The organism is Terrabacter tumescens (genome assembly GCF_014646815.1).
In the GTDB taxonomy this organism is placed as follows: Bacteria; Actinomycetota; Actinomycetes; order Actinomycetales; family Dermatophilaceae; genus Terrabacter; species Terrabacter tumescens.
The window spans coordinates 307,411-329,412 of the sequence record NZ_BMNZ01000004.1 but is presented as its reverse complement, the minus strand read 5'-3'; the positions used below and the strand labels follow the sequence as shown (position 1 = coordinate 329,412).

General features: G+C 72.5%; 17 protein-coding genes, 1 tRNA gene and 1 riboswitch. Of the genes, 9 read left to right on the top strand and 9 right to left on the bottom strand.

The annotated features are described in order from the left end of the window. Positions 1-38 precede the first annotated feature (38 nt). The 4 genes from IEY30_RS11985 (at position 39) to mscL (ending at position 2,606) form a co-directional block, all read left to right on the top strand. Positions 39-419 carry an FmdB family zinc ribbon protein gene (locus IEY30_RS11985; RefSeq protein WP_030196216.1) on the top strand — a complete coding sequence of 127 codons (381 nt, stop codon included), beginning with the start codon at positions 39-41 and terminating at the stop codon, positions 417-419. A gap of 73 nt (positions 420-492) precedes the next feature. Further along, a complete protein-coding gene (locus IEY30_RS11980) occupies positions 493-1,371 on the top strand; it encodes an S-methyl-5'-thioadenosine phosphorylase (RefSeq protein ID WP_229674962.1) in 879 nt (292 codons plus the stop codon). A gap of 201 nt (positions 1,372-1,572) precedes the next feature. Further along, positions 1,573-2,052, top strand: a complete 480-nt coding sequence (locus tag IEY30_RS11975) for an SAF domain-containing protein (protein WP_030196211.1) — start codon at positions 1,573-1,575, stop codon at positions 2,050-2,052. Positions 2,053-2,240: 188 nt separating this feature from the next. Then, the gene (gene mscL / locus IEY30_RS11970; protein WP_229674961.1) at positions 2,241-2,606 is read left to right on the top strand and encodes a large conductance mechanosensitive channel protein MscL; all 366 of its coding nucleotides are present in this window, start codon (positions 2,241-2,243) and stop codon (positions 2,604-2,606) included. A gap of 235 nt (positions 2,607-2,841) precedes the next feature. Here mscL and IEY30_RS11965 read toward each other — a convergent pair whose 3' ends face one another. The 3 genes from IEY30_RS11965 to IEY30_RS11955 all read right to left on the bottom strand — a co-directional run bounded on the left by IEY30_RS11965 (position 2,842) and on the right by IEY30_RS11955 (position 8,084). Further along, positions 2,842-3,258: a tetratricopeptide repeat protein gene (locus tag IEY30_RS11965; RefSeq protein WP_030196207.1), complete on the bottom strand. Its 417-nt coding sequence runs from the start codon at positions 3,256-3,258 to the stop codon at positions 2,842-2,844. 56 nt (positions 3,259-3,314) lie between these two features. Continuing rightward, positions 3,315-7,430, bottom strand: coding sequence for a PDDEXK-like endonuclease domain-containing protein (locus IEY30_RS11960; RefSeq protein WP_030196204.1), 4,116 nt, complete (start codon positions 7,428-7,430; stop codon positions 3,315-3,317). 156 nt (positions 7,431-7,586) lie between these two features. Next, positions 7,587-8,084 carry an ANTAR domain-containing protein gene (locus IEY30_RS11955; protein ID WP_162180991.1) on the bottom strand — a complete coding sequence of 166 codons (498 nt, stop codon included), beginning with the start codon at positions 8,082-8,084 and terminating at the stop codon, positions 7,587-7,589. A 236-nt stretch (positions 8,085-8,320) separates the two neighbouring features. On the opposite strand from IEY30_RS11955, the gene IEY30_RS11950 reads away from it, so the two are divergent. After that, the gene (locus IEY30_RS11950; protein ID WP_229674960.1) at positions 8,321-10,876 is read left to right on the top strand and encodes a GH92 family glycosyl hydrolase; all 2,556 of its coding nucleotides are present in this window, start codon (positions 8,321-8,323) and stop codon (positions 10,874-10,876) included. Between the two features lie 185 nt (positions 10,877-11,061). Next, positions 11,062-11,137: transfer RNA gene (locus tag IEY30_RS11945), tRNA-Arg, on the top strand. A 398-nt stretch (positions 11,138-11,535) separates the two neighbouring features. Here IEY30_RS11945 and IEY30_RS11940 read toward each other — a convergent pair. Further along, a complete protein-coding gene (locus IEY30_RS11940; protein WP_081920403.1) occupies positions 11,536-12,354 on the bottom strand; it encodes an SRPBCC family protein in 819 nt (272 codons plus the stop codon). Positions 12,355-12,635: 281 nt separating this feature from the next. Between IEY30_RS11940 and IEY30_RS11935 the strand changes: the two genes are divergently transcribed. Together IEY30_RS11935 and IEY30_RS11930 are read left to right on the top strand one after the other, a co-directional pair. Then, positions 12,636-14,846, top strand: a complete 2,211-nt coding sequence (locus IEY30_RS11935; RefSeq protein ID WP_052358421.1) for a SpoIIE family protein phosphatase — start codon at positions 12,636-12,638, stop codon at positions 14,844-14,846. Beyond that, entirely contained in the window at positions 14,843-15,346 is a 504-nt protein-coding gene (locus tag IEY30_RS11930; RefSeq protein WP_052358420.1) for an STAS domain-containing protein, read from the top strand. The genes IEY30_RS11935 and IEY30_RS11930 overlap by 4 nt, the downstream gene beginning before the upstream one ends. Here the strand turns inward: IEY30_RS11930 and IEY30_RS11925 are convergent. Continuing rightward, the gene (locus IEY30_RS11925) at positions 15,331-17,025 is read right to left on the bottom strand and encodes a zf-HC2 domain-containing protein (protein ID WP_156035188.1); all 1,695 of its coding nucleotides are present in this window, start codon (positions 17,023-17,025) and stop codon (positions 15,331-15,333) included. The genes IEY30_RS11930 and IEY30_RS11925 overlap by 16 nt on opposite strands. A gap of 333 nt (positions 17,026-17,358) precedes the next feature. Between IEY30_RS11925 and IEY30_RS11920 the strand changes: the two genes are divergently transcribed. Further along, a complete protein-coding gene (locus IEY30_RS11920) occupies positions 17,359-17,970 on the top strand; it encodes a carboxymuconolactone decarboxylase family protein (protein WP_030196194.1) in 612 nt (203 codons plus the stop codon). Positions 17,971-18,006: 36 nt separating this feature from the next. Here IEY30_RS11920 and IEY30_RS11915 read toward each other — a convergent pair whose 3' ends face one another. From IEY30_RS11915 to IEY30_RS11900, 4 genes are all read right to left on the bottom strand, one after another. Continuing rightward, positions 18,007-18,690, bottom strand: coding sequence for a DsbA family oxidoreductase (locus IEY30_RS11915; protein WP_030196192.1), 684 nt, complete (start codon positions 18,688-18,690; stop codon positions 18,007-18,009). Positions 18,691-18,774: 84 nt separating this feature from the next. Next, entirely contained in the window at positions 18,775-19,548 is a 774-nt protein-coding gene (locus IEY30_RS11910) for a C40 family peptidase (RefSeq protein WP_030196190.1), read from the bottom strand. A 2-nt stretch (positions 19,549-19,550) separates the two neighbouring features. Next, positions 19,551-19,715: riboswitch (cyclic di-AMP (ydaO/yuaA leader) on the bottom strand. 251 nt (positions 19,716-19,966) lie between these two features. Continuing rightward, the gene (locus IEY30_RS11905; RefSeq protein WP_030196187.1) at positions 19,967-20,662 is read right to left on the bottom strand and encodes an iron-dependent transcriptional repressor DtxR; all 696 of its coding nucleotides are present in this window, start codon (positions 20,660-20,662) and stop codon (positions 19,967-19,969) included. 29 nt (positions 20,663-20,691) lie between these two features. Beyond that, positions 20,692-21,942, bottom strand: a complete 1,251-nt coding sequence (locus IEY30_RS11900) for an MFS transporter (protein ID WP_052358419.1) — start codon at positions 21,940-21,942, stop codon at positions 20,692-20,694. Between the last annotated feature and the right edge of the window lie 60 nt (positions 21,943-22,002).

The following is a 22,002-nucleotide window of genomic DNA, read 5'->3' as shown; positions in this document are numbered from 1 at the left end:
CTCGGCCTGTTTCCCCATACGACGTCCGAGGTTCACCTGTGCCCACCTACTCCTACGCGTGCCAAGAGTGCGGTCACGCCTTCGACATCCGCCAGTCGTTCACCGACGACTCCCTGACGGTGTGCCCGGAGTGCGGCGAGCCGCGGCTGCGCAAGGTGATCCACCCGGTCGGCATCGCCTTCAAGGGCTCGGGCTTCTACAAGACCGACTCCCGCGCGGGTGCCAAGAGCGCTGCGACGCCGGCGGCCGGTGGCTCGGGCGAGAAGAAGAAGGACGCCGCGACGTCCTCCCCCTCCTCCGACTCGACCTCCTCGAGCGCGTCCACGACGTCCGGCTCCTCCGGCTCGTCGAGCACGTCCTCGACGGGCTCGACGGGATCTTCGGGCTCGGGCTCCGGCACGTCGTCCACAGCCTCCTGAGCCACGGGGACGTTGTCCCCACCCGAGGACGTATGCCGTCCGGCCGGCCGGGAGCCCACCCTAGGCTCGTGCCATGACGACAGAGCAGACGACCGTGTCCGACCCCGCCGTCCCGCTGGCGCCCGCTCCGGGACCGCGCGCCGAGATCGGCGTCATCGGCGGATCCGGCCTCTACGAGTTCCTCGACGACTACGAGACGGTCGAGGTCGACACCCCCTTCGGTCGGCCCAGCGACCCGCTCGTCGTCGGTGAGGTCGAGGGACGCTCCGTCGCCTTCGTCGCCCGCCACGGCAAGGGGCACCGCTTCGCGCCCCACCGCGTCAACTACCGCGCCAACCTCTGGGCGCTCCGAGCGGTCGGCGTGCGCCAGATCCTCTCCCCCTGTGCGGTCGGGTCGCTCCGGCCCGAGCACGGCCCGGGCACCATCGTCGTGCCCGACCAGGTCGTCGACCGCACGTCGGGCCGCGCGCACACGATCTACGAGGCCGAGGGCCCGGTCGTCCACGTCGGGTTCGCCGACCCGTACTGCCCCAACGGCCGCCAGGTCGCCGTCGACGCGGCCCGGCTCTCCGAGCTCCAGGTCGTGCCCGACGGCACCCTCGTCGTCATCAACGGGCCCCGGTTCTCCTCGCGCGCCGAGTCGCTCATGCACCAGGCGGCCGGCTTCGGCATCGTCGGCATGACCACGATGCCCGAGGCGGCGCTCGCCCGTGAGCTCGCCATGTGCTTCACGACGATCGCGATGGTCACCGACCACGACGCCGGGGTCGAGGGTGGCGACGCGGTCACGCACGAGGAGGTGCTGCGCGTCTTCGCGACCAACGTCGAGCACCTCACCGGCATCCTGCGCGACGCCATCGGGCAGATGCCCGCGGCCGAGCCGGACGACACCGCGACCTGCCCGTGCCGTCGCAGCCTCGACGGTCTCGAGCTGCCCTTCCCGCTCCCCTGATGGCCGGGACGCGCGTCGGGGGGCGCTGGGGGTCGGGGTCCGGCTGCGGCGGCGTGGCCCGACGGCCCGCGTCGTCGCCGCGCGCGCCGCACCCGGTGGCGCCGGTGGGCGGCGGCAGGTCTCGCGGCCCTCGCGGTCCTCGTCACCGTCGGCGCCCTGCGCCCGGCGCCGGCCGGTGGCACGGGGCTGCCGACGCTCGTCATGGTCCGCGACGTCGCCACCGGGCAGCGGCTCGGTCCCGACGACGTCGCCGTCGCGACGAGGCCGGGCGGCCAGCGACCCGAGTCTGCACTCACCCGGCCCGACGTAGCGGTGGGCCGCGTCGTCGCCGCGCCGCTCGCGGTGCACGACGTCGTGACGCCCGAGCGCCTCCTCGGCCCTGACCTGCTCTCGGGCCAGCCCGCCGACCGCGTCGCCATCAGCGTCCCCGTCCTCGACGCCGCCTCGGTGGGCGCTCGCCCCGGCGACCACGTCGACCTCTACGCCACCGGCACGGGCACGAGGACGGCCAGCGACGTCGTCGTCCTCGCCGTGCACGACGCCGAGGAGTCGACCGGTCTCGGCACCGGGGCCCCGGCCCGCGTCACCCTGGCCCTCGACCCGAGCCAGGCCACCGAGGTCGCGCGCGGCCTCAGCGCGCTCGCGGCCGGCCAAAGTCTGGTCATCGCCATCCGGCACTGAGCACGAGCACGGCAGTAGGCTCGAACCGCCCGGGTCGCTCGTCACACGAGCCACTCTCGTCGCAACGCCGCACGCGGGCCGCAGGCTCAACAGAGACAGGCAGGACCCTCGGGGACGAGTCGACACCCACCGCATCCCCCTCGAGGCACCGAGACGCCCCCCTTCCAGGGGCAGAGAAAGGGACGCTCATGATCAAGGGTTTCAAGGATTTCCTGATGCGGGGCAACGTCGTTGACCTCGCAGTCGCGGTCGTCATCGCGGGCGCATTCGGCAAGGTCATCGAGGCCTTCGTCACCGTCATCATGGACCTCATCGGCAAGCTCGGCGGCACGCCCAACTTCTCCGCCTGGGCGCCGGGCGGCGTGCACATCGGCACGTTCATCACCGTGCTCATCAGCTTCGTCATCGTCGCGGCAGCCGTCTACTTCATGGTCGTCGTGCCGATGAACAAGCTCGCCGAGCGGCGCAAGCAGGGCATCGAGCCCGAGCCCGAGGCTCCGTCCGAAGAGGTCATCCTCCTCACCGAGATCCGCGACAGCCTCCGCGCCCGCTGACCTTCACCCACGCACCGAAGTGCCCACTCGACCCCAAGTCGAGTGGGCACTTCCATTGCCACAAAAGTCGAGTGGCCCCGTCGTCACACAAAGTCGAGTGAGCGCCCCGCCCCACGCAAAGTCGCGGTAGGCACTGTGTGGCACACACACTCGAGTGAGCGCCCCGCCCCACCATGAACTCGAGTGGCCCCGTCGTCACAGGTGTGACGGCGGGGCCCCTCGAGTTTGTCTGAGGTCAAGCGGGGTCGGTCGGCTCCGGGCGGCTGCTGCCGTAGGCCTGCGGGCGCTCGTAGTCACCGAGGATCTCGGCGAGGGCGAGCGGACGGGCGGCCTCGGCGTGCCGGCCGGCGCGCTGCAGCGTGCGCCCGAGCAGCAGGTGCGCATAGGAGTCGGTCGGCGACTGCTCGATGACCTGCGTCAGCGTCGCCTCGGCGCGGCCGAGCTGCGCCGACTGGAAGTAGGCGCGGGCCAGCATGAGGCGCAGGTCGGTGACCGAGTGCAGCACGGCCTCGGACTCGGACGAGCTCTCACGGGACGACTCGACCTCGTCGACGAGCTCGGCCAGGGCGGTGGCAGCGGCCGCGTGGTCACCTCGCTCGAAGAGACCCTGGGCCCAGGAGAGGCGCAGCGAGAACGGAGTCGTCGTGTTCATGCGCCCGTCAACGCGGCGCAGGGTCGCGGCATTCCGCAGAAGTCAGTCCGCAGGGGTCACTCGTAGTGCGGCGGTCGCTGCTCCTGCAGCCACCGGTCGCCGAGGCCCGAGCTGGAGGGGCGTTCGCCCCAGCCGAGGTCGAGCTCGTCGCCGCTGCGCCCGAGCGCGGCGCCCGGCTCGCTGCCGTCGGTCTCGGAGGTCGACTCGGCGGCCGCGGTGCCCTTGCGGAAGACCCGGCGACGCTTGCGCTTCGGGGCGGGAGCCTCCTGCGTCGCCGGCACGGCAGCCGCTGCGGTCGAGCCCTCGTCCGACGAAGCAGCATCGCCAGCGCCGTCCGACGTCGCGTCCGCGTCTGAACCCTGCTTGGCCTGTGGCTCCTCGACCGGCCCCGACGTCTCCTCCGCTGCTTCAGCAGCCGGAGGGGGCGGCGACGATCGGGCCAGGTTCACGATGCGCGCGATCTCACGAGCGGGGTCGCGGAACACGTCGGTGCTCCAGACCCGCTCGTGCACCCACCCGAGGCGGGCGAGCTGCTCGGGACGCAGACGGTCACGGTCGCGCGTGCTGCGCAACGCGGCATACCGCTCCCCGTCGGTCTCGACGGCGATGAGCGCGCGACCGCGGTGATAGGGGTCCTCGACGGCGATGTCGATGCGGTGGCTCGCCGTGCCGTAGTCCTCGTGGACCGTGAGCCCGTGACGGCGGAGCCGCTCGGCGAGGTCGTGGCGCAGCGGGTCGCTCGTGACGGGAGCGGATGCGAAGAGGGTGTCCTCGTCGCCGGCCCCGCCACCACCCTCGGCGTAGGCGAGGAAGTCGCGCAGCATGAGGGCGCCCCGTGCCTTGAGGCGACCGGGGTCGAGGTCGATCGCCCGCAGCGCCGACACGACCGCCATCCGGGACCGGGCGCGGGTGATGGCGACGTTGAGGCGGCGCTCGCCGCCCTCGATGTTGAGGGGGCCGAAGCGGTGCAGCACCCGACCGTGCGGCGTCTTGCCGTAGCCGATCGACAGGATGATGGCGTCGCGCTCGTCGCCCTGGACGCGTTCGAGGTTCTTGACGAAGAAGCGCTCGTCGCGGGCGTCGTCGAAGAAGGCGGCGACGTCGGGCGCGGTGCGCAGGGCCTCGGTGATCGCCTCCTCGAGGCGGTCGGCGTGCTTGATGCCGAGCGCGATGACGCCGAGCGACTCGGCTGGGCGCGTGCGCGCGTGCTCGAGGACGAGCTCGACGACGCGGGCGACCTCGCCGTCGGTCGTCTCGATGGTGTCGACGCCGGGCTGGACGACGGCCTGCCCGTCGACCGGCTCGAAGGTGACGGCCGAGTCGAGGGAGGTGCCGGGGAAGGTCGTGAGGCGCCCGTCGTACATCGCCTCGTTGGCGAAGGCGATGAGTCGCTCGTCGCGGCTGCGGTAGTGCCAGTTGAGGTTGCGCGTCGGGAGCGCCGCGGCCAGCACGTCGAGCACCGACTCGAAGCCCTCGGTCAGGGTCTCGTCGGCCGGGGCTGCCGCGTCGGACTCGTCGTCGGAGACGACGGTGAAGAAGTTGGTCGGGGGCAGCTGGCGCTCGTCACCCGCGACGACGACCTGCCGGGCGCGCGAGATCGCCGAGATCGCCTGGGCCGGCTGCACCTGCGACGCCTCGTCGAAGATGACGACGTCGAACCAGCGGCCCGGGGGCAGCGTCGAGGCGACGACGAGCGGGCTCATCGCCCAGCACGGCTTGATCGCCGTCAGCGTCGCCGACGCCTGCGGCATGAGGTCGCGCAGCGGCCGGTGGCGCCGGGCCTTGCCGGCCTCGGCCCGCACGAGCGCCTCGTGCGCGGGGTGGTCGGCGAGGGTCTCGCGCACGTTGCGGGCAACGGCGGCGCGGACCCGCGCGACGGTGGCGGACTGGTGGGCGCGGTCGGCCTCTGCGAACTCGGCGACGTCGCGGCGCAGGCCCGTCCCGTCGTGGGCGCCGTAGGCGGGGTCGCGGACGGTGATCTCCTGGGCGAGCGAGGCCCACCACACGTGCTCGACCTCGGCCGTGACCTGCTCGGTGGGGATCCCCCGGGCGGCGAGGTCGTCGACGACTCCCCCGAGACCGACGGCGCGCAGCTCGTCGAGCGCGGCCGTGACCTGGGGCAGCACCGCGATGCGGTCGGGGCGGCTCGCGAGGGCGGCGAGACGCTCGCGCAGCTCGAGCAGCGGCAGCGAGGTCAACGTCTGGCCCTGGGGCCCGGGCTGGAGTCGTTCGTCGAGCCACTCGAGGTCGGCGGTGAGGTCGGCGAGCAGGGCGAGGCCTTCGTCGAGTCGCGGCGAGATCTCGGGCCGGCCGCCGCCGCCGACGAGCTCGAACCAGTGCTCGCGCTGCTCGCTGGCCGACACGAGCTCCTCGTGGAGGTCGGCCGGCGGGCGACCCGGACGGAGGAGGCGCTTGGTCTGCTGCCGGATCTTCCAGCGGTCGAGCCAGCCCATCTCGACGTCGCGTGCCTCGCGCCAGTCGCGCGTCGCGGTCGCCGCGATGTGCTCCTTGAGGGGGATGTCGAACACCTCGGGCCGGAACACCTCGAGCGTCTCGCGGACGCTTGACATCGTCGCGAAGGCCGACTTCCAGTCCTCGAGCGAGTTTGCCTCTGGCACACGGGATTCGGACAGTATGCGGTTGAGCTGGCGAGCGGCGTCGTCGAGCCCGCTCGTGCTGTGCTTGCTCGTGATCTCGAGGGCGCGGGCCGCGTCGTCGGAGCTGAGGATGCGGGCGCCGAACCACGGGTCGTCACCGTCCCGGGTCCACGCGCCGAGGCCGGCGGCGTCGCGCAGGCGACGCCCGAGCTCGACGGCGCGGGTGCGGCTCAGGCCGGCGAGGTCGCGACTCCCGAGCCGCACGTGGCAGGTCGGCGGTGGCGTGCGGGTGCCCAGCTCGACGAGCGCCTCCTGGGCGTCGTGGGCGGACACGCCCCACGGGTCGCGCACCGCGTGCAGGGCCTGCACGTGCTGCTGCAGCCGGGCACGACGTTCGCGCAGGGTCGCGGTGGTGCGGTCGCTCTCGGTGGCATCGTTGTCGACGGCGGCCTCGAGGCTGCGCGCGAACTGCTGCGCGGTCGCCCGCTTGTTGGTCGGGCCGTCGTACGCGTCGAGCACGAGGTCACCGAGGCCGAGGCGGTCGAGGCGGCTGAGGACGGCGTCGATGGCGGCGCGCTTCTCCGCGACGAAGAGGGTGGACTTGCCCTCGGCGGCGAGCGAGGCGATGAGGTTGACGATGGTCTGCGACTTGCCCGTGCCGGGAGGTCCCTTGACCACGAGGTGGGCGCCAGCGCGTACGGCATCGATCGCCGCGTGCTGGGAGGAGTCGGCGTCGAGGACGAGGTACTCGTGCTCGGGGTCCGGGTCGGCCTCGCTCTCGGGCACCCGGAGGCGCACGGCCGCGAGCGCCGACTCGTCACCGGCGAGCGCCGCGACGACGTCGTGGTCGGCGAGGGTCGCGCCCTGCAGCGCGAGGTCGGCGACCATCGGCAGCTTGGCGTAGGAGAAGGTGCCGAGGACGAGCCGCGGGCTGATCTCGAACTCGGGCACGTGCTGGCACGCGTGGCCGAGGGCGGCATACACGGGGTAGGGGTCGAAGCCGTTGCCGGCGCTGGCGAGGTCGGCGAGCGCGTCGGCGTCGATCTCGATGCCCTGCTCGGAGCGGAGGTACTCGCGCAGCACGGGGTTGAACTCGGCCTCGGGCCCGAGGTCGATCTCGAAGTCCTCCTGCGCGGCGCCGGTCGGTCGCAGCACGCACGAGCGCAGCAGCACCGGCGAGGCCGGCGGCCGGGCGGCGCGGGGCACCGACCACGTGGCCATGCCGATGGCGATGAACCCGGCCGCGATGCCACGCTCCTCGCGCAGCTCGAGTGCCTTGGCGCGGATGGCGCGCGCTCGACGGCGGGCCTCCTCGAAGGCGGCGGGCTCGCGCACGAGGTCGGACAGGCGGGTGCGGCGGCCCGCGAGCAGCATCGAGACGCCGCCGGGGTGAGCGGTCGTCAGGTCGAGGGTGCCCGAGGGGAGGTCGCGGTACCAGAGCAGCGTGTTGCGGCCACCGAGGTCGACGAGCGTGCGCTGCCACGTCCTGACGGCGGCCGCGACGCGGTCGGCACGCGGGTCGCCCGAGGGCGACTCCGCCGGGATGGCAGGGTCGGTCCTGAGGGCTTCGGTCATTCCAGCAGGCTAACGAACGAACCTCCGTAGTCCTGCCAGCGACAGACCACCGCGCGGAGGAATCGCTCCGCGGGCACACGGCATACGCAGACGACGGGCACTGCTGCGCACGTCGTCGCGCGCACGTGTGGCCGAGCGTGGTGCAGAACGTACGGGCTAGACGGCCTCGGCAGACTCAGTGGACTCGGCACCGAGCGGCTCGGCAGGCAGCAGCGTCACGTCGCCGGTCTCCACGATCTCGTCGGCCACGAGACGCAGCTTCTGGTTCGTGTTCTGGCTCGCGGTGCGCAGCAGCCCGAAGGCGGCCTCCTCGCTCACCTTGCGAGCCAGCATGACGATGCCGATCGCCGCCCCGATCCGGCGCGAGGTGCGCAGGGCGAGCTGGAGCTGCGTGGTCAGCTCGTCGCGCACCAGACCCGCGGCCTGGAGCTCGAGGAGCAGCTCGTGGTCCAGATCGGCACGACACTCCAGACCGTCGATCCGCTTCCGGTCGTCCTCGGCGCGACCCTCGATGGAGTCCGCCCGGGCGGCTGTCTCCTCCGAGGTGTTCAGGAGGTCGTCGATGTCCGACCTGTTGACGGTCATCTGGGCCCGCATCTGCTCGACCTCGGCCAGCAGATCCGGCTCGTCCTGTGACTGAGCGTGCTCACTCATGTCCTCCATTATGGACGATCTGGGGCCGCTGACGGCACGTGGGAGGCCGCCTTGAGTGCGACCTCGATGACTCCGAGCCGGGGCCGGCGCTCGGATCGGGCGGTCGTCACCGGTCCTGTCCACCGGCTGTCCCGATCGGACAAATGCGACATCTCGCATTGCCGTGGATCCGACACGATCCCTAGCGTGCTGGCTCCGAGCCAACCCCAGCGTCGGGGAACGAAGGAGAGTCGACCATGCACCTGTCGAGGACCAAGCGGAGGTGGACCGTGGCCGTGACGGCGGCCGCCCTGCTCGCCACCGGCACATCCGGGGCGGCCAGCGCACGCTCCGACCACGGCGCCGTGCCACCGCAGCACCGGCAGGTCCTGCCGCTGACCCAGTACGTCAACCCGTTCATCGGCACGGCGGTGTCGGCCACGAGCGGCTACGCCGGCAACAACAACCCGGGCGCCAAGGTGCCCTTCGGCTTCACCAACTTCGGACCGGACATGCCCCGGACCAACTTCAACGGTTCGGGGGGCTACCTCAACCCGCCCGACGCGACCACCGGCCGGATCAACTTCTTCAGCCTGACGCACCTCAACGGCGTCGGCTGCCCGGGCCAGGGTGCGGTGGGCATGATGCCGGCGTCGTCGCCGACTCCGGTGGCGTCGAGCACCGGCGTCCCGACCGGCGTGCCCTTCCACACCGACACCGAGTCCGCCTCCCCCGGCTACTACGGCGTGAAGCTCGACAACCAGGTCAAGGTCGACCTGACGGCCACGACCCGCACCGGCATGGCGCGCTTCACCTATCCCGACGCCGGGTCCGGCTACTTCTCCATCGACACCCGGCTCAACGGCAACAGCAACCGCAAGACCGAGGCCGGCAAGATCACCCCCGACCACGTGTCGCTCGACGTCAGCAAGGACGGTCGGGTGCTGTCCGGCCAGAGCGTCGCCCCGGCCTTCTGCACCCCGTACGGCACGCCGTGGAACTCGCCGGTGTACTTCTACGCCGAGGTGAACCGGCCGCTCCAGCAGACCGCGGAGAACGCGGTGAACTCGCCGAAGGACGGCGCCGCGCTGCTGCACTACTCGCTCCCGGCATACGACCCGACGCTCACGATGCGCGTCGGCATCTCGGCCGTCAGCGTCGAGAACGCGAAGCTCAACCTCCACACCGAGAACCGCGCGTCCGACTTCGAGCAGACGCGCAAGGCAGCCGACACGGCCTGGAACGCGAGGCTCAACACGATCCAGGTCGACCGGGCAGCCGACGCCCGCACGCTGACGGGTCCTGAGCGCGACAAGCTCGTGAAGCTCTACACCGCGCTCTACCGCGTGTTCGGCTCTCCCACAGTCTATTCCGACGTCAACGGTGACTTCCGAAGCATGGGCGCCGAGCGCCCCTACCCGACCGGCGTCGACACGACGGGAGGCATCGCGCCCCGCAAGACGGCCAACGTCGCGGACTACTCCTACACGAAGCCGGACGGCGAGAAGGGCCGCTACACAACGCATTACAGCAGCTTCTCGATGTGGGACACCTACCGGTCGCAGGCGCAGCTGCTCGCACTGCTGGCCCCCAAGGAGTCCGGCGAGATGATGCAGTCGCTGGTCGTCGACGCGGAGCAGTGCGGCGCCTTCCCCCACTGGGTGGACGCCAGCGACGACTCGACGCCCATGGCCGGAGACAACGCCCTGCCCGTCCTTGCCGGCGCCTACGCCTTCGGTGTCAAGGACTTCGACGTCACGAGCGCCGCTCGCCTCGTCAAGCAGTCGGCCTTCGACCCGAAGAGCGCGTGCAACGGCAACAAGAGCATGACGTCCTCGGAGCAGTACCTGCGGGACGGCTACTACCCCAGCCCGGAGTGGTCTTCGAGCAACATCGAGCGCTACAACAGCGACCGGGCCGCGGCCGCGTTCCTCGCGGACGTCCCCGACTCGGTGCGTCGCGACCCGAGCGTGGCCGTCACCCAGGCGGACCTGGACCAGCTCTACGACCGGGCCGGCTGGTGGCGCAACATCTTCGACACGGCCAACGGCCGCATCGCCACTCGCGCGGCGCCGACCACCCCGGGGACTCCGGGAGCGCTGATGCCCGGCACCTTCCACGAGTCGACCGAGCCGAACTACTTCTGGTCGTTCGGCTACGCGTGGACCGACCTCATCGCGGCCATCGGCGGCAAGGACCAGGCCGTCGACCGTCTCAACCGGCTCTTCTCCATCGACTCCTCGCTCAGCACCACGCCGACGGCTGCCCAGCTCAACGGCGGCCAGGAGGCGGAGACCTTCTACATGGGCAACGAGATGGGCTTCAACGCGCCGTGGGCGTACAACTGGGCGGGAGCGCCGGCCTCGACGCAGTACATCGTGCAGAAGCTCATGGACGTCACCTTCAACGCCGGACGTGACGGCCTGCCGGGCAACGACGACATGGGCGCCCTGTCGAGCTGGTACGTCTTCGCTGCGCTGGGCATGTACCCGACCGTCGCGTCGGCGCCCGGCCTGTCCCTGTCGACGCCGCAGTTCCCGGCAGCGACGGTGTGGCTGAAGAACAAGGCGCTGCGCATCACGACGGACCACGACGCGGCTGCCCGCCCGTTCATCAGTGACCTCACGGTCAACGGTGACGCGCACCCGAGCTCGTGGCTGCCGGTGCGCGAGGTGAAGAACGGCGGCGCCATGACGTTCAAGCTCGCCGCCAAGCCCACCACCTGGGCTGCCGCACCGTCGCTGACGCCGCCGTCCGGCCCGAACGCGGACTACACGCGCTCGACCGCATCGGGACACGGCGGCGGCCGCTAGTCCCTACGACGAGGATGGCGGGGTGCGGCGGCGAGGCCGCTGCACCCCGCTTCTTCATGCGACTTCGAACGGTCGGACGACCGCGACGAGCGGGAGTCGTCAGGTCGAGTAACCTGTCCACCGTTGGCCGGCCCGGCGATGGTCTCACCACCGCGAGGACCACACGCAGGTCCGTGCCATGCCCCGCCCTCGTAGCTCAGGGGATAGAGCACCGCTCTCCTAAAGCGGGTGTCGCAGGTTCGAATCCTGCCGGGGGCACCACCCGTGCGTGCGGCAGCAACACCCTCGACACGGCACACGTCAGGGCTACGTGCCGTACGCAGGGTCACGCTCGCCCTCCAGCTCGTCGCCGACGCACCCACGCCAGTGTGGCCGGGGCAGCCACCGCCACGACGGTCGTGAGGCAGCCCAGCGGCAGGGGCAGGCAGCAGCCGGTGCAGGACACTCGTGTCCCGCCCGCCGTGGTCGTGGAGTACCCGGGGAGGGCGCAAGCCTGAACCGGCCTCGTCGTGCAGAGGGCATGAAGTGCCTTTCGAAGATGGAGGAGGTTGCCGGGCGGCCGATCGCGGCCGACCGGGGCGCGGCAGTCGCCGCCCCGCCCAGGAGCGGCCGCCTCCGTCCCAGCAGGACGGAGGCGGCCGCCAGATGCTGCCCGCGGGTCAGCTCGGGGTGACGTCTCTACGGGTGTCCGGGTGCACCTGCTCGTCGGCGCGGAGGGGGACGTCGGACGCGCCCGCCTCGATCTCCTCATCCGCCAGCATGTGGATGTCCGGGTCCGTCCCGGACCCGACCCGCTGATCGGTGACGGTCGTGGTGTCGCGGGCCGGAGTCGTCGCGGTGCTCACGACGTCGCCCTCGGTTGACGTCTCGGACGACCCACGCGAGCCCGAGGCGCCGGCCACAGCAGCGGCCGCCGCAGCAACGCCGACGCCCGCGGCGACGGTCTTGGCCGACAGGCCCGCCTTGCCGGAGTCGCCCTTCGACGCTGCGGCGTCCTCGACCCCGGGCGTGCCGACGGTCCCTGCCGTGTCGACGGAGCCTCGCCACGCGCCGGTGGCGTAGCCCTCCGACTCGATGAAGTCCTTGAAGCGCTCGAGGGCGTTCTGGGCCTGGTTCTCCACGATGCCCAGCTTGTCCCCCGCCTTCTCGACCAGCCCCTCCGGCTCGTACTCGAGCTCGAGCGTCACCGAGGTCTGGTCGCCGCCGAGGTCCTCGAACGTCACGGCGCCGGCGTTGGTCGCGCCCTCGGTCGCGGCCCAGGCCACCTTGCGGTCCGGAACCTGCTCGAGGATCCTGGCCTCCCACTGGCGCCGGACTCCGGCGATCTCGGCGACCCACTCCAGTCGGTCGTCGCCGAGCTGGGTCACGCTCTGCACGCCGCCCATGAACCGCGGGAAGTCCTCGAACTGCGTCCACTGGTTGTAGGCCCGGCTGACCGGGACGTTCACCATGACGGTCTTCTCGACTCGCGTCGTCATGTCATCTCCTTGGGGCTGCGGAACGGCGACAACCCCCGTCGTCGCCCTGGTGTGTCCCTCCCCGTGCCCATCGGCTCGCCGCTCAACCGCTCTGAGACGAACTTTCGCGTATGCCGGGTGGCATGGTCCCGACGCCTGACCAGGGCGCTGTGGTTGCGCTTCGGGCTCCGGACCGAGTGCTCGTGGCAGTTCCCTGCGCCATGGCGCCCCTCGTCAGGAGCCGGATCTGCTCCTAGAGTCATGACCATGGTGGGGCGCGGGCGGCTGGGCTGCTCCGGACGATGACGACGGACGTGGGAGCGGAGTACACCTCGGCTCCCGCAGCCATGCCCTCCCACGGCACCCCGGCGACGGAGCTGTCCGTCATGTCCGTACCCCTCGCTCGCCGCCTGGTCCGGCTGCTCGTCATCGCCGCCGCCTACTACATCGGCGCGCGACTGGGCCTCGGCCTGTCCTTGGTCGGCAACGACGTGACGCCGCTCTGGCCGCCGACCGGTGTCGCGGTCGCCGCTCTCGTCGTCGTCGGACGGTCCTACTGGCCGGCCGTCGCCGTCGCGGCCCTCGCCGTCAACCTGCCGATCAGCGCCAGCCCGCTCGCCGCGGCCGTCACGGCGGTGGGCAACACCCTCGCCCCGGTCGTGGCCGTCACGCTCCTCCAGCGGGTCGGCTTCCGTCGCCAGCTCGACCGCCAGCGCGACGCCGTCGCGATCGTCTTCCTCGGCGCCCTCGCGAGCATGCTGGTCAGCGCGACGATCGGCTCCGCCACGCTGCTCGCCTCCGGCTCCATCACCTCGGCGCAGCTCCCGGCAGCGTGGGCCGTGTGGTGGACCGGTGACGCGATGGGCGTCCTCGCCGTCACCCCCTTCCTGCTCTGCCTGCCCCTCTTCTGGGAGCAGCGCCGTTGGCCCCTGCGCCAGTGGCTCGAGGGTGCGGCGGTGCTCGCGGCGTCGACCGCCGTCATCGCGGCCGCGTCCGTGACCGAGCTGCCCGTCCTCTTCCTCACGCTGCCGGTCCTGGGCTGGGCGGCCTGGCGCCTGCAGCTGCGCGGCGCCGCCCCCGCGGCCCTCATCGCGAGCCTGCTTGCGACGTGGTCCGCGGCCCAGATGATTGGACCCTTCAAGGGCATGACCCTCGTCGGCCAGATGGTCACGCTCCAGACCTTCAACGCCTGCGTCGCCCTGACCTCCTTCTTCCTTGCTGCCCTCGTCAGCGAGCGCCTGCAGACCGCGGCCGCGCTCCGCGCCGCGACCACCGAGCTCGAGCGCCGCGTCGAGCACCGCACGGCGCAGCTCTCGGCCGCCAACACCCGTCTCGTGCAGGAGGTCCAGGAGCGCTCCGAGGCGCAGGAGCTGCTGAGCCACGAGGAGGCCCGCGCCCAGCGCGAGCACCAGATCGCCGAGACCCTCCAGCGCAGCCTCCTGCCCGACCGCCTCCCCGACGTCCCCGGCGTCGCCCTCGCCGCCCGCTACGTCCCGGCCACGGCCGACGTGCAGATCGGCGGCGACTGGTACGACGTCGTCCAGCTCCCCGGCGGCCTGCTCGGTCTCGCCATCGGCGACGTCGCGGGCCACGGGCTCCCCGCCGCCGCGACCATGGTGCAGGTGCGGATGGCCTTGCGCGCGTACGCCCTTCAGGACCCGTCCCCGCCCGCGGTCATGCGCGGCGTCCACCAGCTCGTCGCGCAGCTGCCGGTCCCCGAGATGGTCACGCTCATCTACCTCGTCTTCGACCCGGCCACCCGCCGGATCCGGTGGAGCAACGCCGGCCACCCCCCGGCCCTCACCGTCGCCGACGGTCGGGGCGACTTCCTCACCGGCGCGCTCTCGCCGCCGGTCGGGGTCACCGCGGACGGCTCGTTCACCGAAGCGAGCGCCGAGCTGCCGCCGGGCGCGACCCTCATCCTCTTCACCGACGGTCTCATCGAGCGCCGGGGCGTGTCGCTCACCGACGGCCTCGACCGCCTCGCGCTGGAGGCGTCGGCTGCGGCCGTGGACGACCGTCTCGAGGCCCTGTGCGACCGCCTGCTCGAGACCTTCCTCGACGAGCACCACATCGAGGACGACGTCGCCGTGCTCGCGATGCGGGCCGCGCCGTCGGTCGACGGAGAGCTCGACCTGCGCCTGCCCGCGCAGGCCCGCAACCTCGTTCAGGTCCGCAGCGCCCTGCGCCGCTGGCTCAGGGAGTCGGGCGTGTCCGACCACGACGCGGACGAGGTCCTCGTTGCGTGCGGCGAGGCGTGCGCCAACGTCGTCCAGCACGCCTACAGCGGGCGGCCCTCCGCCGGGGACCTCGTCGTCGAGGCCCGGCTGGACGAGGACCACCTCGAGGTCCGGGTCCGCGACCACGGCCACTGGCGTCCTGCCGCCGAGCGCGGGGGCGGCTGGGGCCTCCAGCTCATGAGCGCCCTCGTCGACGACGTCGCCGTCGAGCGCTCTCCCGAGGGCACCGAGGTCCGCCTCCGACGACGCATCCGGCTCGGAGGCACGTCGTGAGCGACCTCGCCCGCGTCGACATGACGAGATCGGGCACCACCCAGCTCGTGCGGATCACGGGCGAGCTCGACCTCTCCAACGCCCGCTCCCTGACCGACGCCCTCGCCCACGCCGTCCCCGACGACGTGACGCTCGTCGTCGTCGACCTCACGGGCACCACCTACGTCGACAGCGCCGCGATCGCCTCGCTCTTCCGCCTCTCCCAGCGCCTGCGCGACCGCCGCCAGGACCTTCGCCTCGTCGTGCCGCCCGTGACGCCGATCCGCGCCGTCGTCGAGCTGACCCGGCTGGGCCAGGTGATCCCCGTCGACGAGAGTGCCCCTGACCTGCCCGTCGACCCGATGGCGTATGCCGCCCTCCCGCCCCCGGGCGCGCCCGCCACCCCTGTGCCCGTTGACCCTTCGCCTGCCGCCGGCACCACCGCCGGCGGCCCCGACGGCAGCACCGACGCGGAGTCGGACCCCGACACCGCCGTCGACGAGGCTCACCGCAGCAGGTAGTCCCCCGAGCCGGGGAGCCGCGCGCCGGACCGGTCGGTGAAGACGGCGGTCAGCGCCCCGGTGACGTCTGGCCTCACTCTCGTCACCTCGACGACGAGGTCCCCGCCCCCGAGCCGGCCGTCGAAGACGGTGACCGGCTGGTCCACGTGCTCGCGCACCCGGGCGCCCTTGACGTCCCGCACCGAGGTGATGGCCCAGCCGCCCGGCACCTCGAGGTGGGCGACATAGCCGCGGTCGCTCGGCGTGAACCCGAGGCTCGTCACCGTGCCGACGGGACTGACCGTCGCAGTCGGCGTGGTGGTGGTGGTGGGCCTCGCCGACGTGGACGTGGGCCGCGCGACGGTCGAGGTCGGCGACGTGCGGGGCCGGCGGCTCGCGGAGCCGCTGGACCCACCTGTGCCCGCCGCTGCCTGCGCCTGGCTCCCGGCCCGACCGCCCGACGACTGGTAGCGCGAGACCCCTTCTGCCGTCGCGACTCCGATGACGGGCCTGGGCGCGGTCGCGCTCGTATCGGCGCTGCCGGACGTCTCGTCCGGGTAGTCCGTCTCGGCACCGTCGGCCGATCCCGGCGAGGAGGCCTGCCCGACAGGCGAATCCGCCGCGACACGACCCGACGGCTCGAGCTGGTTCAGGAAGAGGGCAGCTGCCACGATGAGGGCGGCAGCGGCGAGGATCGCAGCGACGGATCGCCCGGGCACGGAGACCACCCGCCCGAACACCTCCTCTGCAGGGTCGTCGTCAGGCCCTCGGTCGTCCTCCGCCCCGTCCATGAGCCACGCCACGCCAACGGGCACCGGCACCCAGCTCTCGGCGAGCGCGGCCGCCGTGCCGTCCGCTTCTGACGCCTCGTCCGTTCCCGACACCTCGCCCGCCCCGGCCTCATCGGCGACCGCCGACGCACCAGCCCCCGCGACGGCCGCCGCGAACGCTCCCGGCAAGAGCACCGGCGCCACCCGCAGCAGGATCGCGGCATCGAGGTCGACGGCGTCGAGGACTGCGGCTCGGCAGCGGGCACACCCGTCGAGGTGGTCGTCGACCTGCTGTCGCGCGGGCTCCGGAAGGTCGTCGCGCAGGTAGCCCCCGACCTGGCGCCGCGCCGCGCGACAGCCCGGCTCCCCCGCCTTCGCGACGAGCTCGGACAGGAACGCCCGGCGCAGGCGCTCCCGCGCCCGCCGGCTCCGTCCGGCGAGCCCGCTCGAGGTCGTTCCGAGGGCTGGCGCGATCTGGTGCGGCTGCTCCTCGTGGACGGCGAGGCGCCAGAGGAGAGAACGGGACTCGTCGGGCAGCGAACGCCACGCGGCCCAGACGGCATCGCGCTCCTCCGCCTCGACGGCGTCGACCCCGGCCTCTCCGTCGCCGCCGGCGGCGACCCGTCGGAGGGTGCTGAGCAGGTAGGGCCGGAAGGCCGTGTCGGCGCCGCCACCCGCGAGCAGGTCGTCGAGAGTTCGCACGAAGGCGTCGTCGACAAGCGCGGCGGCCGACGCCGATGACCCGGCGAGCCGCTCGGCAAGAGGTCGGGCGGCCGACTCGTGCCGCGCCCGCAGATGCGCCCAGGCCGCATCGTCACCCCCGCGCACCCGGCCCACGAGCCCGGCGTCCGTCTCGTGCGCGTCGTCGTGCACGTCGTGCGCCTCGTCGTGCGCGCCCTCGCGCCCGCCGTCCGACTGCTCCACCCTCACCCACCCCGGTCTGCCGACCTCGCCGGCTGCTCGACCCGTCGCTGGACTGCTGCGCGACCGCACCGAGCCTCCACCCGAGCCTCCACCCGGGCCCCCACCCGAGCGCGCGACTGCGCACCCTCGCATCCTTCCCCCGAAAAGCCGCGCGGGAGCCGAATCCCGGCGCGACATGCCCACGACTGTGCAGGGTCCGCGCCGCACTGGGCGTTTTGCGCCGTTCTGTCCCGGCCACCACGAGCAACGGCGTCCCGTCGCGTTCCGTACGAGCCCGGACACGTCCAGAACACCGTGGGACGATGAAGCACCACGCCCTGACACCGAGGGAGCTGCGCAATGGCGACGACACACCCGAGTCATGGCTTCCTCGCGGAGCCCCCGCCGTCGCCAGAGGTGCAGGCGCTCTTCGACGGTGACGTCGCCGACCACGGCTTCGTCATGAACCTCACGCGCGTGTGGGCGCACGCGCCGTCCGCGAAGGTCGCGCTCTTCGCGCTGCTCGGCGACCTGGCCCAGCAGGCCCGCCTCACCTTCCGCCAGCGCGGGGTCCTCATCTCCGCGACCGCCGGAACCATCGGCGACGCGTACTGCTCGCTGGCGTGGGGCAACCGGCTCGCGACGGCTGCCGGCGACGATGTCGCGCAGACCGTCCTCCGCGGCGACGACGACGGTCTCGACGCCGTCGACGCCGCCCTCGCCGGGTGGGCAGGGACGATCGCCCGAGACCCGAACGCCACGACGGCCGCCGACCTCGAGCCCCTCCGACGGGCGGGCTTCGACGACCGGCAGATCTTCGCGATCACCGCGTTCGTCGCGCTGCGTCGTGCCTTCTCGACGGTCAACGACGCGCTGGGAGCACTGCCCGACCGGCAGCTGCGCGACGAGGCACCGGCCGGGGTCGACGCAGCAGTGTCGTTCGGTCGTCCGGCCGCCGACGAGGCGTTCTGACCGAGGGCGTATGCCGTCCGGCCCGGCGGGTGCGCCTCAGACGGTCTGCGTGGCGACGCCGCGAAGGAGGGCGAGGTAGTCCTCGACGGGACGCGCACCCGACACCGCGGCATACCCGTTGGCGACGACGAAGGGCGTCGACGTGACGCCCATCGAGCGGGCCTGCTGCTCGTCGGCCCGCACCTGCTCGGCGTACTCGTCGGACGCGAGCACGGAGGACACGCGACGCTCGTCGAGCCCGCACTCGCCGGAGAGCCGCTGGAGCACCTCGTGGTCGTCGATGGCCAGCCCCTCACCGAAGTGGGCGGAGTGGAAGCGCTCGACGGCCGCCGACCGCAGGGCCGGGCCGCCCATCTCGCCCGCGAGGGCGCAGAGCCGGTGGGCGTCGAAGGTGTTGGCGCGCACGGCGCGGTCCCAGTCGAAGACGAGGTCGTCGGCCTCAGCGACCTCGCTCGCCCTGGCGTTCATGAGCCGGCCGGCCCCCGCGTCGCCCCCGTGCCGCACCGACAGGTGCTCGCTGACGGGCACGGCACCACCCACCGGCACGTCGGGGTCGAGCTCGAACGACCGCAGCCGCACGGTGACGTCGTGTGGGCGCTCGAAGGCGGCGACGGCGGCCTCGACACGCCGCTTGGCCACCCACGAGTAGGGGCAGACCAAGTCGCTCCAGAGGTCGAGCTCGATGAGGGTCGTGGACTCGGCGGCAGGCTGGTCGGTCATCACCTCAGTCAACCACGGGCCCGGAAAGCACTGCGCCCCCACCGGTGACCGGTGGGGGCGCAGCGACGAAGCAGGAGGTGCGGCTCAGAAGCGGCCGTAGCCCGACGGGGCGGTCCAGATCGAGTGGTTGCCGATCACGGTGCCGGGGCGCTGGGCGTCGATCATGCGGCCGGGGCTGACGTAGATGCCCACGTGGTAGGCCGGCGAGCCGAAGAAGACGAGGTCTCCGGGGCTCGGGTTGCTGACGCGCGTCGCGGCGGCCTGCTGCGCCGACGCCGTGCGCGGGATCGAGATCCCGGCCTGGCGGTAGACGTAGGAGGTGAAGCCGGAGCAGTCGAAGCCCGAGGGCGTCGAGCCGCCGTAGACGTACGGGACGCCGAAGAAGGACTGCGCGATGCCGACGATGCCGCTGGCGGTCGGCGCCGGTGCGGGCGCGTTGAGGGCGACACGCGTGGCCGACCGCGAGGTGCGCTCGGTCGCGGCCTGACGCTCGGCGGCTGCCTTGGCAGCGGCCTTCTTCTCGGCGCGAGCCGTCTTGACCTGGATGTCCTCGATGACGACCGGCTTGACGTTGGCCTGCTTGAGCGCGGGCTTGGCGAAGCCGATGGCGGAGAGGGCGTTGCCGGCCTTGAGCGTGCCGACGGCGGGGCCGACGGCTGCGGGGGCGGCGACGGCGCTGCTCGAACCGTCGGCGGCGTTCGCCGTGCCGGCGAACGAGGCGACGAGGCCACCCGAGGCGGCCACGATAGCGGCACCCTTCACGGCGGGCTGAGCAGACTCCTTGGCGATCGTCTTGAGCTCTGCGATCGCGTTGAATCGACCGGGGGCGCGGTGGCGCCCGGGAACGTTCTGAGCCACGGTTGACCTCTCGACGCCTACGAGGTGAGCTGTCGGGTTCGGGCTGGAGGTGCTGCCCGGCCTTCGCTCGGACCAGGTTCGGTCCACGGAGGGCTTCACCCCGAGGGCGTCTCTCGACGTCCGGAGAAAGTGGTTCCCCCGCTCCTGCCATGCGGTTCGTGCTGAGCCTCGGGTCGATGGCAGGACTAGGCGGTTCGACCCACGGCACTCACTCGACGGGGAGAGCAAGTGGGGCCAACCGTACCCAAGAGGCCCACCCTTGTCACCTCCGAGTTCCCACTCGTCAAAGAATTTTTCCGAGGCTCTCGACGGGCTCGTGGCGCGCTGTGGCAAGGACTGACAAAAGGGTCCGGCAGCAGGGGGCAAACCCCCACAGACCGACCCGCGAAACAGTGGGGAACGGCAGCACCGACCGGCGTCAGGCGGCCTGGCAGAAGACGTGGACGGCGACGTCGTCGGGCAGCGACACTCCCGTCGAGGGCTCGCTGCCCTCACGGACGGCCACGACGCGGCCCCCGTCACGCACGACCTCGACACGGGCACCGGGCACGACGCCGGCGCTCGTCAGCAGCGCGAGCGCCTCGGGGTCGACCTGCACGGGCTCGCCGATGCGGCGGATCGTCACGATGGCCGGGGCGTCCTTGACCGCCGCGGTCAGCGTGCTGAGACCGGTGAGGAAGTCCTCGTCCTGGCGCACGCCGAGCTCGTCGAGCCCCGGGATCGGGTTGCCGTAGGGCGACTCGAGACCCTCGCCGATGAGTCCGAGGATCTTGCGCTCGACCTTCTCGGACATGACGTGCTCCCAGCGACAGGCCTCGTCGTGGGCGTACTCCCACTCCAGGCCGATGACGTCGACGAGCAGCCGCTCGGCGAGCCGGTGCTTGCGCATGACGCGGGTGGCCAGCAGCCGGCCGTGGTCGGACAGCTCGAGGTGCCGGTCGCCCGACACGGCGACGAGCCCGTCGCGCTCCATGCGGGCCACCGTCTGCGACACCGTGGGACCGGAGTGGCCGAGACGCTCGGCGATGCGCGCACGCAGGGGGACGATGCCCTCCTCCTCGAGCTCGAAGATGGTGCGCAGGTACATCTCGGTGGTGTCGATCAGGTCCGTCACGGTCATACCTTCTCAGAGTCGGAGAGCGCTCAGGGACCGCTCGTCGCAGCACCGCGGTCGCCGACCCGGGTCGGGTCGTGCCGAGGCACCCAGATGCGCAGCCACCCCGCCCCGACGACGGCGCCCACGCCGAGCACGACGGCGGAGGCGCCGAGGGACATGATGGCGCTCAGCCCTGACAACGCCAGCGGGCCCGCGGCCCTTCCCAGGTCGGCGCAGAGGCGCCAGCCGCCGAGGAACTGGGCGCGGCCGTCGGCCGGCGACGCGTCCGCCCCGAGCGTCATGATGAGGCCTGCGCCGAGCCCGTTGCCGATCCCCAGCACGGTCGCTGCGGCCGTCACGGCGACGAGACTCGTCGCAAGAGGCATGAGCGCCATGCCGAGTCCGAGCACGAGCATGCTCGGGACGGCGGCGGCCACGCGGCCGTAGCGGTCCATCAGCCACCCCGAGGGGTAGAAGAGCAGCATGTCGATGGCGCCCGCCACGCCAAAGACGAGCGAGGTCTGCGCCGGCGAGAAGCCGACCGACTCGGCCCAGAGCGGGACGAGCGCCTCGCGGATGGCGCGGGCCCCCGCCACGCACATCGCGCCCGTGCCCAGCGTCAGCAGCACGTGCCGGTGCTGCAGCAGCACGGACGCGACGCTGCGTGGGGGGCCACCACCCGCGACACGGTGGGCCGATCCCGTGATGTCGGGTGCGAGGAGGACGAGGACGAAGGCGGCGATGCTCGCGACCCCGCCCACGGCATACGCGGACTCCGTGCCCCACCGCACGATGACGAGCGACCCGATGAACGGGCCGAGGAAGTAGCCGATGCGGTGGACCCCGCCGAGTGTGGACAGGGCCCGCGCGCGCATCGCGACCGGCACGGCCTCGGTGAGGTAGGCCTGCCGCGCCAGCCCGAAGAGGGAGCCGGCGAGGCCGATGACGAGGACGCCGACGAAGAGCATGACGAGACCACCGGCGAGCGCCGAGACGAGCATCCCGACCGCCTCGACGACGGCGGCGACGAGGAGAGCCCGACGCTCACCGATGCGGGCGGCGAGCGCCCCCGACGGCAGGTCACCGAGCAGCTGACCGACGCCCATCATCGCGACGAGCAGCGCGGCCACCCCCACCGACGCACCGAGCTCGCGCGCCGAGACGGCCACGATCGGGGACACCGCTCCGGCGCCCGTCGAGCCGAGCAGCGTGGGGCCGTACGCCGACAGGGCGATCGCCCGCAGGCTGCCGCTCCGCCCGGCGGCCCCGTCTGCGCCGTCCCCCTGAATCTCGGTCACGCCACAGGACCCTAACGATCGGGTTACTCAGGTGGCCGCGCCGACCAGCCGACGAAACCA

Coding starts and splice junctions, on each gene's coding strand:
- mscL (WP_229674961.1), top strand. CDS start 2,241: ATGATCAAGGGTTTCAAGGATTTCCTGATGCGGGGCAACGTCGTTGAC.
- IEY30_RS11940 (WP_081920403.1), bottom strand. CDS start 12,354: ATGACGACGCGAGTCGAGAAGACCGTCATGGTGAACGTCCCGGTCAGC.
- IEY30_RS11915 (WP_030196192.1), bottom strand. CDS start 18,690: ATGACCGACCAGCCTGCCGCCGAGTCCACGACCCTCATCGAGCTCGAC.
- IEY30_RS11965 (WP_030196207.1), bottom strand. CDS start 3,258: ATGAACACGACGACTCCGTTCTCGCTGCGCCTCTCCTGGGCCCAGGGT.
- IEY30_RS11935 (WP_052358421.1), top strand. CDS start 12,636: ATGACGACGGACGTGGGAGCGGAGTACACCTCGGCTCCCGCAGCCATG.
- IEY30_RS11975 (WP_030196211.1), top strand. CDS start 1,573: ATGGTCCGCGACGTCGCCACCGGGCAGCGGCTCGGTCCCGACGACGTC.
- IEY30_RS11980 (WP_229674962.1), top strand. CDS start 493: ATGACGACAGAGCAGACGACCGTGTCCGACCCCGCCGTCCCGCTGGCG.
- IEY30_RS11950 (WP_229674960.1), top strand. CDS start 8,321: ATGCACCTGTCGAGGACCAAGCGGAGGTGGACCGTGGCCGTGACGGCG.
- IEY30_RS11960 (WP_030196204.1), bottom strand. CDS start 7,430: ATGACCGAAGCCCTCAGGACCGACCCTGCCATCCCGGCGGAGTCGCCC.
- IEY30_RS11955 (WP_162180991.1), bottom strand. CDS start 8,084: ATGAGTGAGCACGCTCAGTCACAGGACGAGCCGGATCTGCTGGCCGAG.
- IEY30_RS11920 (WP_030196194.1), top strand. CDS start 17,359: ATGGCGACGACACACCCGAGTCATGGCTTCCTCGCGGAGCCCCCGCCG.